Here is a 14,837-nt window from a genome sequence, read left to right as displayed (position 1 = left end):
GTGTTAGTCGCCCTTCACTGTCACGAATAAAGTGAACGCTGATGTTATTACGGTCGCCTGATTTAAGTATACGCCCTTGGCTATCGTAATTAATCCAGTTGCCTGAAGGGTCGCTCCAACGCCAGCCATCCGTCGTTTTTACTAGGCTGTATTTTTCATATTGGTAAGTGGTGGCGCTGTTGCTGCGTTTATAAATGGCGCCGGAGCGTTCGATGGATTGAACGCCATTACCCAGCGGATCGGCTACAAAGCGTAAGCGGGTCCAGTTTGGGTTAACTGTCCAGCGTCCGTTGGACCAAGTACGGTTAAGGTCAATACTACCCCCCAGCACTTTAACGCTAAGGTCGGTGGTGGTTTCAACGTATTCGGCATTGGGTTGTTTAACCACTGCATTCGGAAAGCCACCTACCGCCGCTTGCGCGGCAGTAGCTCCAAGCAAGCAACTGGATAGAGCGCCGGTAATAATTAGGTTATAAAAACGCGGTTTGATTCGTTTTGATATATGCATTTTAATTACCTGCTCCAAAGCCGCCTGTTACAGCGCAAGATCCATCACAAACTGGGATACAACCTGATGACATTGGGATAGGCGAAACGCCTATGTTTCCACCACCCCAGCCACCAGAGCCACCACCACTCCAACCACCACCGCCCCAACCACTGCCGGAGGATCCTGAGCAACTGGTACCGCTGACACGATAGAAATTACCCGCATTACTGCCTTTAGAAATATCGCCATTAGCACATTCACTTTGATACTGCACATTAAAGCTAGCGTAGTAACTACTGCAGTTAGGCCCTGCTCTATTGGTATTAACAGGCGCGCTTAATCGCATCACTTGTTGTGGTTGCGCACTTGGTTTTAATGCTGTGATTTTGTAAGGAATAACAATGCGTGTTTTTGGTGGTAGTACATCTGGGATTTCACCAAAGAACTCATATTTGTATTCAGCATTTGAAGTAGGAGCAGTAAAGACCACGTTATCTGCTTGTACTAAGCCATAGTTGCTCAGTGTTAGCTGCCCTGTTTTTACTTCCCCTTCCTGTAAGCCTGCTAAGTTAATAGAGAGTGGCTCCAGTAATACAACAGGCGCAGGTACATCTGTTTTGAAAGTTAAGTCCAAAACAATGTCATAAACATCTTGGATAGTGGTTTCAGTAACCCCAAACTCGATGTTAATTAGCTCATATTCTAAGAATACATGCTCATTCGCCACACCATTTGGGCGCACCATAATACGTCCACTGGTATCCATATGATCCGCTGCGCTTGCACGATAGCGGTAAATGCCAGCGGGGATATCATCTAACGTAGCAATGCCTTTATCATTTGTAGTTAGACTGTATTGCTCAGTAACTACGGCATCGTTTTGTAGTTTAATGGTGGCATTTTTCACGCCTAAAATTGGTTGGCCATTTTCATCCAAACGTGAGGTGTAAATATCAGCCACATCAAAAACAACAGATCCTTTGCCGTTTTGTGTAACAGAGATAGCCACAGGTACATCACCACCTTGACCATTATCAGCAGTAACGCGAGCAATGAAGTTGTAAACGCCATTAGCTATGGATGTATTAGGATTAGCTGTGATTTGAATACTCACACTTTGTCCTACATCGACAGCGCCCACTTTGCTGTTATTGGAGATAAACACCCAAGGTGCTGCAGCATTACCTTGCGCATCTAACAGTTGGACTTGAACATTATTAGCCGTTGTAAAACCTGCATTAGTTAGGGTGAATTGCTCAACAATGCTTTGATTCTGGCTTAGCCCTGTTTTAATACTACTAGGTTTAACTGTTAGCTGTGGCATAGCCTCTGCTAGCTGGTAGTTAAGCTGTAACTTTCCACGCACCATGTCGCCTGAATTACTTGCTAAGGCAACAAGCATAACGGTGCCTTGTTTAGTAGCTTGGTTGTTGCCTGTCAAGCTAATACGCATTGGTGTGGACTTATTAGCTGCGACTTTAATACCTGCACCGTTATCAACGCTGATACCCTCTGGAAGCTTACCCTCTGGTTGATCCTCAGCACGCATTACCCAGCGTAAACCTTCTGCACCTGCACTGGCTGTGGTATGTACTGTAAAGGCGGTTTCCACTCCACGTACCGCCGTTAAGTTGTAACCTTGATAATCAAAGGCTATGCGATCAATCGTAAAGCTACCCTGTTCTACAAAGTCGTTTTGATTAGGATGTAAAACAGACAGTCTATACACGCCTGAATCACTCTCTTGTGGAGTAAAGGTGTATTCAAACTGGCCTTGCGCATCCGTGAAGACTTCAACTGTACGCTTAAACCCATTAACCATTAACACAAGATTTAAAGGCGAGTTTTTAATGGTTTCTGTATTACTAGTAGAAACGCCTTGCCCTTTAATAACGATAGGTTGAGGACCATAACTAACAGCAGGTGTAACCGATAGTATCTTACCTGTATAAGGTGCTGGCTCAGGTGGTGGCGGTAAAACATCCACTTTGACAGCGCGATCAACAATAGTAATTTTGCCTAAACTATTAGTAACTTTAGCTGTTAATTTATGGGGGCCATTATCAGCCATAGTGACAGCCCAGTTATACTCATAAGGTGGCTGTGTTAGGGTGGTTAATGTGGTTTTATCATCCAGTACAATTTCTACTTTACTAATAGCCTCTGCATCAATAGCACTGACTATAATTTTGTTAGATTCAGTAGAAAGTGTTACACCTTGACTAGGCGTCACAAAATTTACAATAGGCACTGGATATTTAACAGTTACTGGTACAACTGTGCTTTTTGCACTGGTTCCCATGGTGGTAGTGACATCAGCAGTGACGATATAACGACCTTCTGCCTCAAAGGTAATCGTTGATTTAAACTCACCTTTGTTGTCGGTTTTAATCAAACTGCCATGCTTAACGTCGTTTACATACAGCTGAACATTGCCAACAGTTCCCGCATTACCCACTACATTGAGCGTTTTTTCAGCAATCATTGTATTAGCCACAGGAGAGCTAATCACAGGACTCAATAGCGCAAGCTCAATACGCGACCAGTCAGTTGTATTGCCTGCATTGTCCTGTACTTGAATCAAGCCATACGTTCCCGCTGTTTCAGAAACATTGTTTAAGGTAACGGTACGTTCTGTTGTAAAACAGTTGGCTTCATTAGGTACGACCGCTGGCGTAGCTACTTTTATGCAGTAATTTTTTACACCACTAAGGTCATCAGCTACCTGAACCGTTAACTTAGCTTGTTTGTTTCCTGCATAAAAAAAGCTATCAACCGCATACGTTGGCTTAGCCGTATCAACAGTTGTCACAGTGGATAGTTCTGTCCAAGCCCCCCATGTAGCGCCGTTATCTGTACTCGTTCTTAAGCGCGCTCTGTAGTTAACACCATGAACTTGACCAGCGGCATAGGTATAGATATCAACATCACCTAAGGTCGCTGTATGAATCACAGCTCCTTGACTATCTTGAACTTCAAGTTGATACGCATTCGCCGCAGCTGTTTTATTCCAGTTCCACTGAGGTGCTTCATTTGTGAAACGACTTTTAACTTTAGGACCTGGCTTAGGCTTTGGTGGTTGAATATTAACGGTTATGGGCCTATCTACAGCCGTAGTTTTTCCAAAACTATTAGTTGCTTTAACAGTCAATGTATGACGACCATTATCCGCTTGTGTAATCACCCAGTTATATTCATAAGGTGGCTGTTTCACTACAGCTAATGACGTGCTGCTATCTAATAAAAACTCAACCTGATCTATAGCGACAACATCCGTAACATTAGCTGTAATTTTAGTCGGTGAAGCGACTAGTACCGCACCTGAAGCAGGCGCTGTGAAATCCACAACAGGGATTGGATATTTAATCGTAAAAGGCACAGAAGAACTTAATGTGCTTGTGCCAAAAGGTGTTGTGATATCAGCGGCTAAGTTAAAGTTGCCTTCTTTATCAAGTGTAACGGTAGTTTCAAACTCGCCTGTAGCAGTAGTTTTAACCACGCTGCCTATTTTGCTGTTATCTAAATACAGCTGTACATCACCAGCAGCCTCTGACTTGCCAGAAACTTTTACGGCATTTTCATAAAGCACAGCATTTGCTGCTGGAGTTGTAATTACAGGAGCTTTGCTGGTCAGATCAATGCGTGTCCATTCAGTAGCATTACCTGCATTATCTTGAACTTGTAATAATGCATGAGCGCCTACTTGTTCAGGTACATGGTTAATAGTAACTGTACGGTTTGAAGTAAAACATTGAGGCTCGTTAGCTGTCACACCTTGGCTATCAACTATTTTCACACAAGACTGTTTAATACCACTGAGATCATCTGTAGTGGTGATATCAAGCTGTGCTTTGTTATTACCCATATAGTAGAAACTATTGACTCTGTACGTAGGAGCAATAGTATCAATGGTCACCTCACCTGATAGTTCAGACCAAATATCCCAAGTTTCACCTTCATCAATGCTGCCACGCACACGTGCCTTGTAGGTAGCACCATGAGTAACGCCCTCTTTATATTGATAAACACCAACATCACCTACTACTGCTGTATGAAGGCTATTTTGTTTATCATCTTGCAGCTCAATTTCGTAACCTATTAGGGATTTCAATTGACCCCAAGTCCATTCAGGCGCTGTATTGGTAAAACGTGTTTTAGAGGTTGGTATAGGCATCGGCGGCGGTAGTTTTACGTCCACCGTTAACTTCAATTCATCTGTCGCTACCTTACCAAAGACGTTAGTTGCTCTAGCCGTTAATGTACGGTATCCGTTATCTTCATTTTTAAGACGCCATACATAGGTAAAAGGTGGTTCAGTAAAGGTTGCTAAAACAGTGTCGCGGCCATCCGTTAGTTCAATGCTATCTACTAGCTCAATATAGTTTGCATCTAACTCAATAGTATATTTGGCGCGCTCTAATAAAGAGCCTTCTGCTGGGGTTATAAAGCGAGGTTTAGAATTAGGATATTCTGCTAAGAACGGCTGAGGTTCACTTTGCTTACTAGTACCATAATGGGTCGTAATATCTGCTGTTAGTTCATACTGACCTTCTTCAGGCTTAATTCGAGTAACAAAACGCCCCTCTTCATCTGTTGAGACAAGCCCACCTATTTTTTTACCATCAAGATAAAGCTGTACTTGACCAGGAACATCAGAAACCCCCGTTACTTCTAGTCCTTCCTTGGTTATTTCGGCATCACTGACCAGATCATAAGGTGGCTTCAACTCTATTTCATGCTTGGTCCAGCCTGTAGTATTACCTGCTTTATCAGTAGCCCGTACTAATCCATATAGGCCTTTTTCTTGAGGGAGATTTTTAAACTCTGCATCTAAATCCATCAAATAGCCATAATCATCTGTTACAGCACATATAACTTCAGTAACATCCTTGCCTTTACTATTAGCAATTTTGCCACATAGCTCCCCTACACCAGCATAACCTTCATCATAAGCGCCTGCACTTAATAAGGCGTTAGATTGTTCTTTGTAATATAGCTGATTAACATAAACTTCAGGTTTTTTTAAATCCAACAGAATAGGGTTGGATAATAATGACCAAGGAAGCCAAGTGGCACCATTATCGCGCGTTCCTCGCACACGTATTTTATAATTAGTATCTTCTTCAGCTCCGGTATACTTGAACGTAGTGCCAGATACTATATCTTTAGTTATTACATCATCCCGCCAAGCTTCATAAACTTCAACTTCGTATTTATTAACTCCGCTTATAGCATTCCAGTGCCATTCAAGCGCAGCATTCATATAACGTTGTTTCCTTAAAACAATATTAATATCTAAGTCTGAAATATTGAGAAACTCAAAAGGCGTGTTTTTTTCAACAGTATAATAAATCCCACAGCCTATTAGTTCCTCTTCATCTTCATAGTCACCATCACAATCAATAAATTTATCTACAGGTTTAAATTTAAAGCTATATTGTTCTGGTTGAATATCCCTAGGATTATAATTAACCTGATCGCTATCAGGTGCTATTAAATTAACCCCCCATATCAGTTCTGAAAATATATCAGAGTCCGCACTATAATATTTATACTCAACTACATTACTGCCTTCATAGATTACAGCCTGAAAAGTCCCTACAGGCCTGATATGATTACTATCACCATAGTTTTCTTCATAGTTAATATTAGTCCACTGTACAGTTAGTGTCCTATTAGGCGCTACTCCTTCTGTTTTATAAAAAACAGCAGACGGAATAGAATAGTCCTCTAAATCACTCCCTCCAGGCTCATATTTAAATACATGTAAGCTACTATAATCCTCATTATCTTCATTTTCATGATCTGTAAAATTCAAGTATCCACCGTATTGCGGGTAGAACTCAGTATATTTCTTACCAAAATACTCAAACTCAAAACCTATAGGAAAAGGGCCTTTGGATGGACTGTTTGGAGTTAATCCTGTATTTATACCTGCTTGTGCGTAGGTAACACTTGAAAATAACGTTAATAGAAACAATAGCGCTATCTTTTTAAGCATTGTAAGTCGACTGCTAAAACTCATTGTTAAACCTAATAAGTTTTTGAATTGAGAGTAACTAATTATATTCATATTACACCCTTACTTATTAGGTTCTGGAATAATGACGGTAGAATGCGTATTGTATTTTAAATCTGGATCATAAACCTGACTTCTAATGCGTGCCTCTAAAGGCATTGGATTATCATCAAGCGGCTTAACGGTCACACGAACAGAAACTGAAGACACCTTCAAATCACCAACTTTAATTACACCCTCACTATCTATTTCATATCCTTTACTTATACTTACAAACTGTAAATTATCAGGTAACTTAAACTCAATAGCAGTGCCTTTTGCTATATCTGGGCCTTTATTATTTGCCATAACACCAATACTAAAATTCTTTCCTACTACAATAGAGTTATTAGCTGCTGGTGGAATTATAAAAACAGAAAGATCAGAGCTGCCCTCAAAACTCTCTTGTGCATCTATGTCTAACTTAGCAAATGTATAATTATTTGCCTTTGTACTAGCTGGCAAGTTAATTTCCTTAATTACGCCTTTTTCTGAAGACTCTCCGCCCACTGCTCCTGCAAACGCTAATCCATCACGCTCACCATTTACTGAGTCAACTGTCAGGCTATAGTTACCTGGATTAAGATCAACAAAACTATAGTCACCCGCTTGGGAAGTGAATGTCGAAGAACTGACATTAAGCCCTTTATCATTAATCCCTGTCAGTGTCACTTTCACTAAACCAATACCTGACTCGCCTTCCTCTTGCAGTCCATTATTGTTTTTATCATTAAAAACACGCCCAGAAATACTACTAGTTACTGGCTCTGTAAAAATAGCTTCGTAGGTAACAGCTGTATTGTTTACATCAAAAATATTGATAAAGTATGACCATGATTTATCTTTATTACGCTCTTTAGATAACCAAAAATTATCAGGTATTAATGGAAAAGAAGCCGCAACATTCACTAAACTTTTTTGTCCTTTAAATGGATCTGCTACTTTGATGTAGGTAAAACCTTTTGTTGCAGGTTTAGTAATTTTTAGTGAGCTTCCATTTTGTACCACCTTGGTAAGTGCTGAGACATCTGTTACTTTTGTATCCATCCCTTGCGACTCATACAACATCAAACCATTATCATCTTCAGCTAAAAAGTCTCTAATCTCATCTCGATCAGGAAAACCAACAGAAGGAACTTTTACGTCACGAATTAGAGTATGAGTTTTTATATCTTTAATGAGAGACGTTGCTTCACCTCCAAGCCCATCAGCATGAGTATAGGAAGCGTTAAATTCAACAAACTCACCATAAAGGCTTGAAGTCATTAGCCAACGCCCCACTTTGGATTCAGCTGGCATGATGTCACCAAAATTAATCAGTAAGCTTTTATCCACCACCACATCATCAACATAACTGCCTAAGATTTCATAATTCACTAATAGATTTTTATCGTTTGCGACAATTTTAGGCTGAGCTGATTCAATCGCTGCTTTAAAAGCAGGACCATGCCCTGTGTTTTTAACACGTACGCCCAGTGTAAATGGGATAATGGGCTCTGTAGTTTCTGTCAGAGGATCATCGCCAAAGACTTCTTTAGGCAAGAAGTAATCAAGTGTTAATTCTGGTAGTGGTCTCACCACAACATAATCAGGAGTAACCTCAACGGTTGTTGCCACGCCATTTAAGTTATAGCGAACTGTCGCACCTACATAGTAAAGCTCATCTGTCTGTCCAACAGCATTTTTTGAAGGAATAATTAACCAGTGAATTTCAGCAATAGTTTTTGTAGGTATTTCACCCTGACCCGTAATATCTTGGATGCCTTTTAACTGATCTACTTTGTAGAAAAATTTAGCTGTTAGATCATTAGGGTTTTGGGTGACCTTTACTGGTTGTTCATTTTTATCTAAGAAATGAAGATCAATGGCCACATCTTTAATGTTAGCTGTTGAAAGGCCATTACTAATAATCATTTTTGCATCAAAGGCCTGGCGCTCAAACGACAGTTTTTGCTCAATAATGATTTTTACTTCAGCACATTCTGTTTCTTGTGCATAAGCTAAAGGAAGACTGCTCAAGCACATCACCAGTAAAAGGCATAATACAAGTTTATGCTTGTAACGTAATAGGTCTACTTTAATCATCTATCCTAACCTTTTAATGGTAGATATTTTACTGGGCAAGTGGTTTAAAAAATGAACCGGTACCCAAGCTCTATTCCAGTACTGTTAAATTTCTTAGCGGATGTATGATTTACATTCAATAAGAAATTATGTTGCTGTCTATACTCAATGCTCACACCTAACAATGTATTCCATCCACTACCATCACTTGTCATATGTGTTTTATACAAGTCACTATTAAATTGATAATACGATTTCCCATCAAATTCATGCCCTATTCCTGTACCAACATAAAAGTCAAATACAGTAGGACCTTTATCCAATTGATAACCAGCTGTTAAATTTAAACTACCTAGCACAGAATTCATGGCATCTAGCCGGGCAACAAGACCGTTACTTGCTTTAACTTTGTCATGCTCGAAATAGGTATAAGTGAGTTTGGCATGAGGATCTAAATACCAGCCTGTGAAATCTTCACTCAGATAAAACTGCTGGCCAATTTTAAAACCTGCGCTATATGAGTTAATGCGACTTTTCCCAGTAACTTTATAACCAAAACCTGTTCTCGCATCGAATCTATTAGTCAGTCTTGAATACTTAATAAACCCATCAACATATTGTTGATCTTCATTAATAAGTGCGCCATAAAGGCCAAAATGATAGTTATGTACACTACCTTTCCCTGACTGCTGTTTATAGTTCACATCTGAATCTGAGTAGCCCGCCATAACCCCTAAGGAAAGCTCGCCAGCCCCTGTTGTCATATGACGATCATAACCAGCCAATACACCTTTATAATCCAAGTCAAACCGCTGTAATTTTGTTTTAATCGAACCAAAGCTGCCGTTATAATGCTTAATCCAAAGACCTTGTAGTCGCTCATTGCTTCTCGCTTGCTTCATTCTTGCAAATAAGAGGTCTATTTCTACGGTATTTAAAAGATAGTTTGTATCTAAGATATTGGCTGCATTATTAGCCGTATTAGTCAATGTGTCTGGCTTAGGTGGCTCAACACCATTGGAAGCTGCTAAAAACCAATCCTGCCCACCAGTACTATTGACCTCTGTTTGTAGTTTGTAACGATGAGCCCCTAAATCAATATAACCATTTAAATTGCCTAATCCAAATACAGCATCACCTGATGCAATATGAGCCAGTGTGACCTTCTCATTACCAGTAGCAGTTAATCCACCAGTATTGTGGTCCGTTACAAAAACGCTGTGATTTCCTTTAGCTTCGCCTTGTACATGCAACTGATCACTAATACTAATTGCGCTCAAGCCAGAATTAATAATATCCGTGCGCATATGAAATGAACCTGAACCTTCAAGCCGATCAAGTGTTAACGTTACTTTATTGGTAGCCGTTACAGGAACAGTTTGATCACCACCTATATGCACACTTGCAGCACTCCTAAGCGTAAGCTGAGTTACGTTAGAATCACGTGGCAAATACCAAGTGGAGCTATCTAAGTTAAGTGTGGAAGTGCTTTTAGCACCTTGGTGATCAAGGGTAGTATCGGTAAAAACACTACCATTTAATACGGTGTTATTGGTGGCATTGAGTGTAAAGCTACTTGAAACTGTATCTGGAACATTTGTTGTTCCACCACCATAGGTGACATGCAGAAGATCTTTTCCATTCATTGCAATTGCCGAGCTGTTATTAAGATTTAATACACCATTTTTAACAGCATTGGCGACAGTCATGGTAGTTTGACCATTATTATCAACACCACCAGCCTCTACATCATGATTTCCAACTTCAATAAGATGTCCATGTGTTTGTGTATTCAACCCTTCGGTATCACACCCATCAGGAAATATAAGACAAGATGGATCATTATTTGCTAGTACCCTACTACCAGACAACCCCTGATGTGATAGATCCACATTTTCTAATGTTATTGTTTGAGGAGCATTTTTTGCTGAGGAACCATCTGCATTAACACTATACCCATTGCCATAATCAAATCGAATCGCTGCCCCACTAACAAAAACTGTACTTCTTACCTGATCATTAACCTTCAACAGTTGAATATTGGCTCCATCACCGATCACACGTAGTCCATAGGCAACCCCATCAGGCTGATCAATCACGCTAGAAATATGAGTCTCGCCATAAACAATTACTTGAGAGTTTGCAAACCGTGCCCCTTCTTCTGTATCAGTGTCTACAATAACACCTGATCCATTTAACGCGCCCAAGCGCCCTGCAATAATGCCATCAGATAGATAACCTTCTGTCTTGATAATAGTTTTAAAGTCTTGGTATTTATCAGCATTCATAATTACAGAAGCGCTACCTGTTGATTTAATACCAAATGCTGGGCTAATTTCATCACCATAGGCATCTACATTAAAATAACCACCTACAGATCCTGGCTCAGAAAAACTGCTTTGATTACTTTTATGTAAGCCATCCGTTAAATCAATGCCAGTCGCAATAGCCATACTCTGCACCCAGAGCGTACTGCCAATAATAATGATGTATTTTTGTATTTCATGGTACATAGCATCCTGCCCAGTAAAAATTTGGAAATACTTTATCTACTCATCAATATAATGTGAGAACACAGATGAAGGTGTTAATAGAAAAATCTATTTATAAAATACTAAAAATTATTGTGCAGCTCTGTGATGCCTATCATTAATAAAATATTAAAACACTCAAAAATATAAGACTAAAGTATCAACGCTATTTAATTAGTAACATCTAATTGAAAATAATCTAACGGATCTAGTCGCCCATCTAAACCATAACCTGTTAATGCGCGAATGCGCACTTCAAAGTGTAAATGGGACCCTAATATTTCTGTTGTCATGCCTTTTGCATTACCTGTATCACCTGATAAACCAACAATAGTCCCTGCTTTTATTTGCTGCCCTACTGTGACATCAATACGTGACAAATGAGCATAAAAAACAAAAAAATGGGTATCCAGTTTTAAAACTACCTGTTTACCATAAGCACCTACATCACGCACCACAGCGACCTGAGCATCATCAACAGCATAACAACGATAGCCTATCGTTGGTGTTGCTAAGTCAATGCCCTGATGAGGTCGCGTTCCAGCATTGCGCACCATTCCAAATCTGGATGATTCTGTGCTAACTAAACCAGCGCTACGCAGTTTGTTATAGCCAATAGCAAGTGGTTTTACAGGAAATTGATATTTCATAAGATATTAATTATTTAGGATGATAGCTAGTTAGATAGGGTATTAATAAAAATACTGCAAACTTATTTATGATCTAAATCAACAAATTATATTTAATGATTAGACCCATTACAAATAGAGAGAATACATTACATATTAAGGCAATAATTAATATAGAAATTTATAAGCTCTTATGAACAAACTTTTTATCGGTAAATTATCAATAAACAGACATCACTTTATAACTATTCAAGGAGGAATTATATGACAACTAAAAAACAAATCGCTTTAGCTCTTTCAGGTGGTGGCGTTCGAGCTATGGTATTCCATATAGGCGTCTTTAAATACCTTGCAGAGCGACAAGCGCTTGAGCGCATTTCTCATATTTCGTCAGTATCTGGCGGCAGTTTGTTACTAGGACTTATTTTGCAAGATGCCAAAATGAAATGGCCCTCTTCAGATAATTTTTTAGCGCAATCCTTTCCAGCAATACGTCAACGCGAATACGCCGAACAAAACAGTTCTACGTTATGAATATCCGTGGCACACAGTACTTTTTCACGTAGCAGCTCAGGCATGACTCGTTCCCACATAGCCACTGCTTCACCTTCAAGCCAAACTGGCGGTTCAATATGGGTGACTTGGCTAAAGGCGGGCTCATTATGGTTAAGTGCTCGTTTGCCAGCGTTGCCTGATAAAATCTTTTGCGCAGTAGGCTTGGGTTTACGCCCACGTCCAGACATAAAACTCTCCACCTAAATGATAGTAATTCTTAAAAAAGGCCAAACTTTTAATTTCGCGGGTAAAAAAATTCGGTTCCCCCTGTCGTTCGAGATATCCAAATAGTTAAAACTTTTTACCCCACCCCTCCCTATAGTTTTAATATATTGATTTATAAGGACTTTTTATTTTTAACCAAACCCACCTTAGCGCCAATCTGGTTATGACAGGCCCAACACAGTGAACGCAGGTTCGCCCATGTAAACGCAAGTTCAGGATGGGTTTTATGGGGCAGTATATGGTCAACCAACTGGGCTTGTGTCGTTTTTCCCAGTTCACTGCAATGTTTACACAGTGGATTTCGCTTCCTAAACAACTCACTGAACTTACGCCAGCGATACGTTTTATAGAGCGCATCGGAATCATCACGGCGCTCGTTGTAGTCTTGGTTAGTGCGCTTGATCCGCTCAGCATCACGCTGCTGGGCTAACGGCTTGTGCTTATCACAGTACGTTTCACCGCATACCAACACGCTACAAGCTGCCCATGCACAGGGCTTTAACGGTCTACGCGCCATGATCATCACCTGCTTTCTTAGCACCAAACTTAATAGCCAGCTCGCGGATCTTTTCAACACCCATAAAGCCAATCAAACCACCTGCAAAGGTGGCCATATCGGATGGCAAGCCAAACCAGCCTAATAAAGGAATAATAGCCAGTGTCGCTAAGCCACATAAACAGCCTTCAAGAAACATCTGCCGACCGCTACCACCACCATACACAACACGCAGCACCGCAATCGCTACAGACAACAGAAACGCATATATAGAAGATTGATAAGCACTAAGCCATGCAACCATAGCCATCCATAGGCTTGGGTCTTTATCTTGCATTTGAATATCCAAACCAGAATGATAGGTACAAGTCATTTATATACGCCTAGAGTTACTTTATTATTGAAATGAATAACTCTAGGCGTATAATCAACTCAGATTAATAGAGGAAAAGTGAGTGCAAAGTAGGGAATTAATCAAGGAGCTAGAAGAAGCTGGCTGGGAACTTCAAAGGATTAATGGAAGCCACCACATCTTTAGGCATCCTGAAAAGAAGCTCTCAATACCTGTTCCACACCCCAAAAAGGATTTACCTATAGGAACAGTCAAGGCAATCAAGAAACAAGCTGGATTACTTTAAACCAGAAACTAACGTACCACTTAGCACACTATCCGACTTAAGGGATCTAAAAATGCGCTACCCAATTTTTATTGAAGATGGAAATGAAACCACTGCTTTTGGAATTCATATTCCTGATATACCAAACGCTGTTACAGCGGGAGATACTTTTGATGAAGCGTACCAAGCTGGCATTGAAGTGGCTCATATAATGTTAAGCGATATTGCTCAGCAAGGATTAGATCTGCCTTTACCAACATCTGTAGAACATCATAAAAATAACCCAGACTATGCTGGTATGGGCTGGGGATATATTGATATTGATGTCACGCCTTACTTAGGTAAAACAGAAAAAGTAAATGTGACACTCCCAAGCTACTTGGTCACAAAGATTGATCACTTTGTACAAGTACACAATATCAAAAGCCGCTCTGCCTTTTTAGCTGAAGTTGCTTTAGAGAAAATAAATCGTGCATAAAAAAAGCCCCTAAGGGAAACCAAAGGGGCTTTTACATATTTCTAAAAGGTAAAACCGCAATATGTATCAAATACTACATTTAGTGTCATAACAAGTCAACACTAACAAAATATAGACATCAAGGATTCTAACTCATGACCAAGAAAGTATGGCTATACCTAGTTCTACTTAGTTCATTTCAAAATGCTTATGGTTTAAATTGGGATTGCACTTATCCATTCTCATACCCTGAATCTGAATATAAAAAAGACCTAGAGAAAATAGATGAGATTTTACAATACAGTAGCTTTAACCGCTATCAAGTTGGAGCGGATAGTATTGTCAACGATCTCGTAGAAACTTTTGGAGATAATGAACTGACAAAAGAATTACGAACTAGAAAAGAAAATTTATCTGATTACCAAAAAAAATATATAAAACAATACATAAATTACAGGGACAGCATATTTAGATATTACGTTTCTGAATTTAATAAAAAATATAAAATCTCTCACTCTTCAGTTACAAGAGGAGAATGTAGCACTTTATTTATCTACAATGGAACTGAAAAATTAAAAGTATTATCTGAGATTAAAAACTCTATTACTTCAAACAACATACAAGGCACAATAAATAATTGTTCCATTTAGCCAAAATTAAAAAACCTGAGCGCCCATCTTAATCCTGAAGTTATAGAAAACACTCAATTTATTAT

Annotated in this window: 12 protein-coding genes; 4 read left to right on the top strand and 8 right to left on the bottom strand. The window is 39.6% G+C overall.

The window, feature by feature from the left end; all coding sequences use genetic code 11:
• The 5 genes from VQ643_RS15440 to VQ643_RS15420 form a co-directional block, all read right to left on the bottom strand.
• Nucleotides 1–508: hypothetical protein (locus VQ643_RS15440; protein WP_414201236.1), on the bottom strand; the 508-nt coding region annotated here is incomplete at its 3' end.
• 1 nt (nt 509) lies between these two features.
• On the bottom strand, nt 510–6,491 hold the full coding sequence (locus tag VQ643_RS15435) for an Ig-like domain-containing protein (protein ID WP_414201233.1): 5,982 nt from the start codon (nt 6,489–6,491) through the stop codon (nt 510–512).
• An 81-nt stretch (nt 6,492–6,572) separates the two neighbouring features.
• Nucleotides 6,573–8,633: an SdrD B-like domain-containing protein gene (locus VQ643_RS15430; RefSeq protein WP_414201230.1), complete on the bottom strand. Its 2,061-nt coding sequence runs from the start codon at nt 8,631–8,633 to the stop codon at nt 6,573–6,575.
• Between the two features lie 44 nt (nt 8,634–8,677).
• Entirely contained in the window at nt 8,678–11,065 is a 2,388-nt protein-coding gene (locus VQ643_RS15425; protein ID WP_414201227.1) for an autotransporter outer membrane beta-barrel domain-containing protein, read from the bottom strand.
• A gap of 248 nt (nt 11,066–11,313) precedes the next feature.
• Nucleotides 11,314–11,793, bottom strand: coding sequence for a M23 family metallopeptidase (locus VQ643_RS15420; RefSeq protein WP_414201225.1), 480 nt, complete (start codon nt 11,791–11,793; stop codon nt 11,314–11,316).
• Nucleotides 11,794–12,036: 243 nt separating this feature from the next.
• Here VQ643_RS15420 and VQ643_RS15415 point away from each other — a divergent pair, with 243 nt between their 5' ends.
• A complete protein-coding gene (locus VQ643_RS15415; RefSeq protein ID WP_414201222.1) occupies nt 12,037–12,306 on the top strand; it encodes a patatin-like phospholipase family protein in 270 nt (89 codons plus the stop codon).
• On the opposite strand, the gene VQ643_RS15410 is transcribed toward VQ643_RS15415, so the two are convergent.
• The 3 genes from VQ643_RS15410 to VQ643_RS15400 all read right to left on the bottom strand — a co-directional run bounded on the left by VQ643_RS15410 (nt 12,267) and on the right by VQ643_RS15400 (nt 13,421).
• On the bottom strand, nt 12,267–12,515 hold the full coding sequence (locus tag VQ643_RS15410) for a hypothetical protein (protein WP_414201220.1): 249 nt from the start codon (nt 12,513–12,515) through the stop codon (nt 12,267–12,269). The two genes, VQ643_RS15415 and VQ643_RS15410, sit on opposite strands and share 40 nt — an antisense overlap.
• A 149-nt stretch (nt 12,516–12,664) precedes the next feature.
• Nucleotides 12,665–13,069 carry an HNH endonuclease gene (locus tag VQ643_RS15405; protein ID WP_414201217.1) on the bottom strand — a complete coding sequence of 135 codons (405 nt, stop codon included), beginning with the start codon at nt 13,067–13,069 and terminating at the stop codon, nt 12,665–12,667.
• Nucleotides 13,059–13,421: a phage holin, lambda family gene (locus VQ643_RS15400; RefSeq protein ID WP_414201214.1), complete on the bottom strand. Its 363-nt coding sequence runs from the start codon at nt 13,419–13,421 to the stop codon at nt 13,059–13,061. The genes VQ643_RS15405 and VQ643_RS15400 overlap by 11 nt, the downstream gene beginning before the upstream one ends.
• 82 nt (nt 13,422–13,503) lie before the next feature.
• Here VQ643_RS15400 and VQ643_RS15395 point away from each other — a divergent pair, with 82 nt between their 5' ends.
• The 3 genes from VQ643_RS15395 (at nt 13,504) to VQ643_RS15385 (ending at nt 14,772) form a co-directional block, all read left to right on the top strand.
• A complete protein-coding gene (locus tag VQ643_RS15395; RefSeq protein ID WP_414201211.1) occupies nt 13,504–13,686 on the top strand; it encodes a type II toxin-antitoxin system HicA family toxin in 183 nt (60 codons plus the stop codon).
• Between the two features lie 52 nt (nt 13,687–13,738).
• Nucleotides 13,739–14,143, top strand: a complete 405-nt coding sequence (locus VQ643_RS15390) for a type II toxin-antitoxin system HicB family antitoxin (RefSeq protein WP_414201208.1) — start codon at nt 13,739–13,741, stop codon at nt 14,141–14,143.
• 134 nt (nt 14,144–14,277) lie between these two features.
• Entirely contained in the window at nt 14,278–14,772 is a 495-nt protein-coding gene (locus tag VQ643_RS15385; protein WP_414201205.1) for a hypothetical protein, read from the top strand.
• Nucleotides 14,773–14,837: the final 65 nt, after the last annotated feature.

This window comes from Pseudomonas sp. F1_0610 (assembly GCF_047470865.1).
Taxonomy (GTDB): domain Bacteria; phylum Pseudomonadota; class Gammaproteobacteria; order Pseudomonadales; family Pseudomonadaceae; genus JAZDRH01.
Note: the sequence above shows the minus strand (reverse complement) of the source record. Positions and strands in the feature narration are given on the sequence as shown.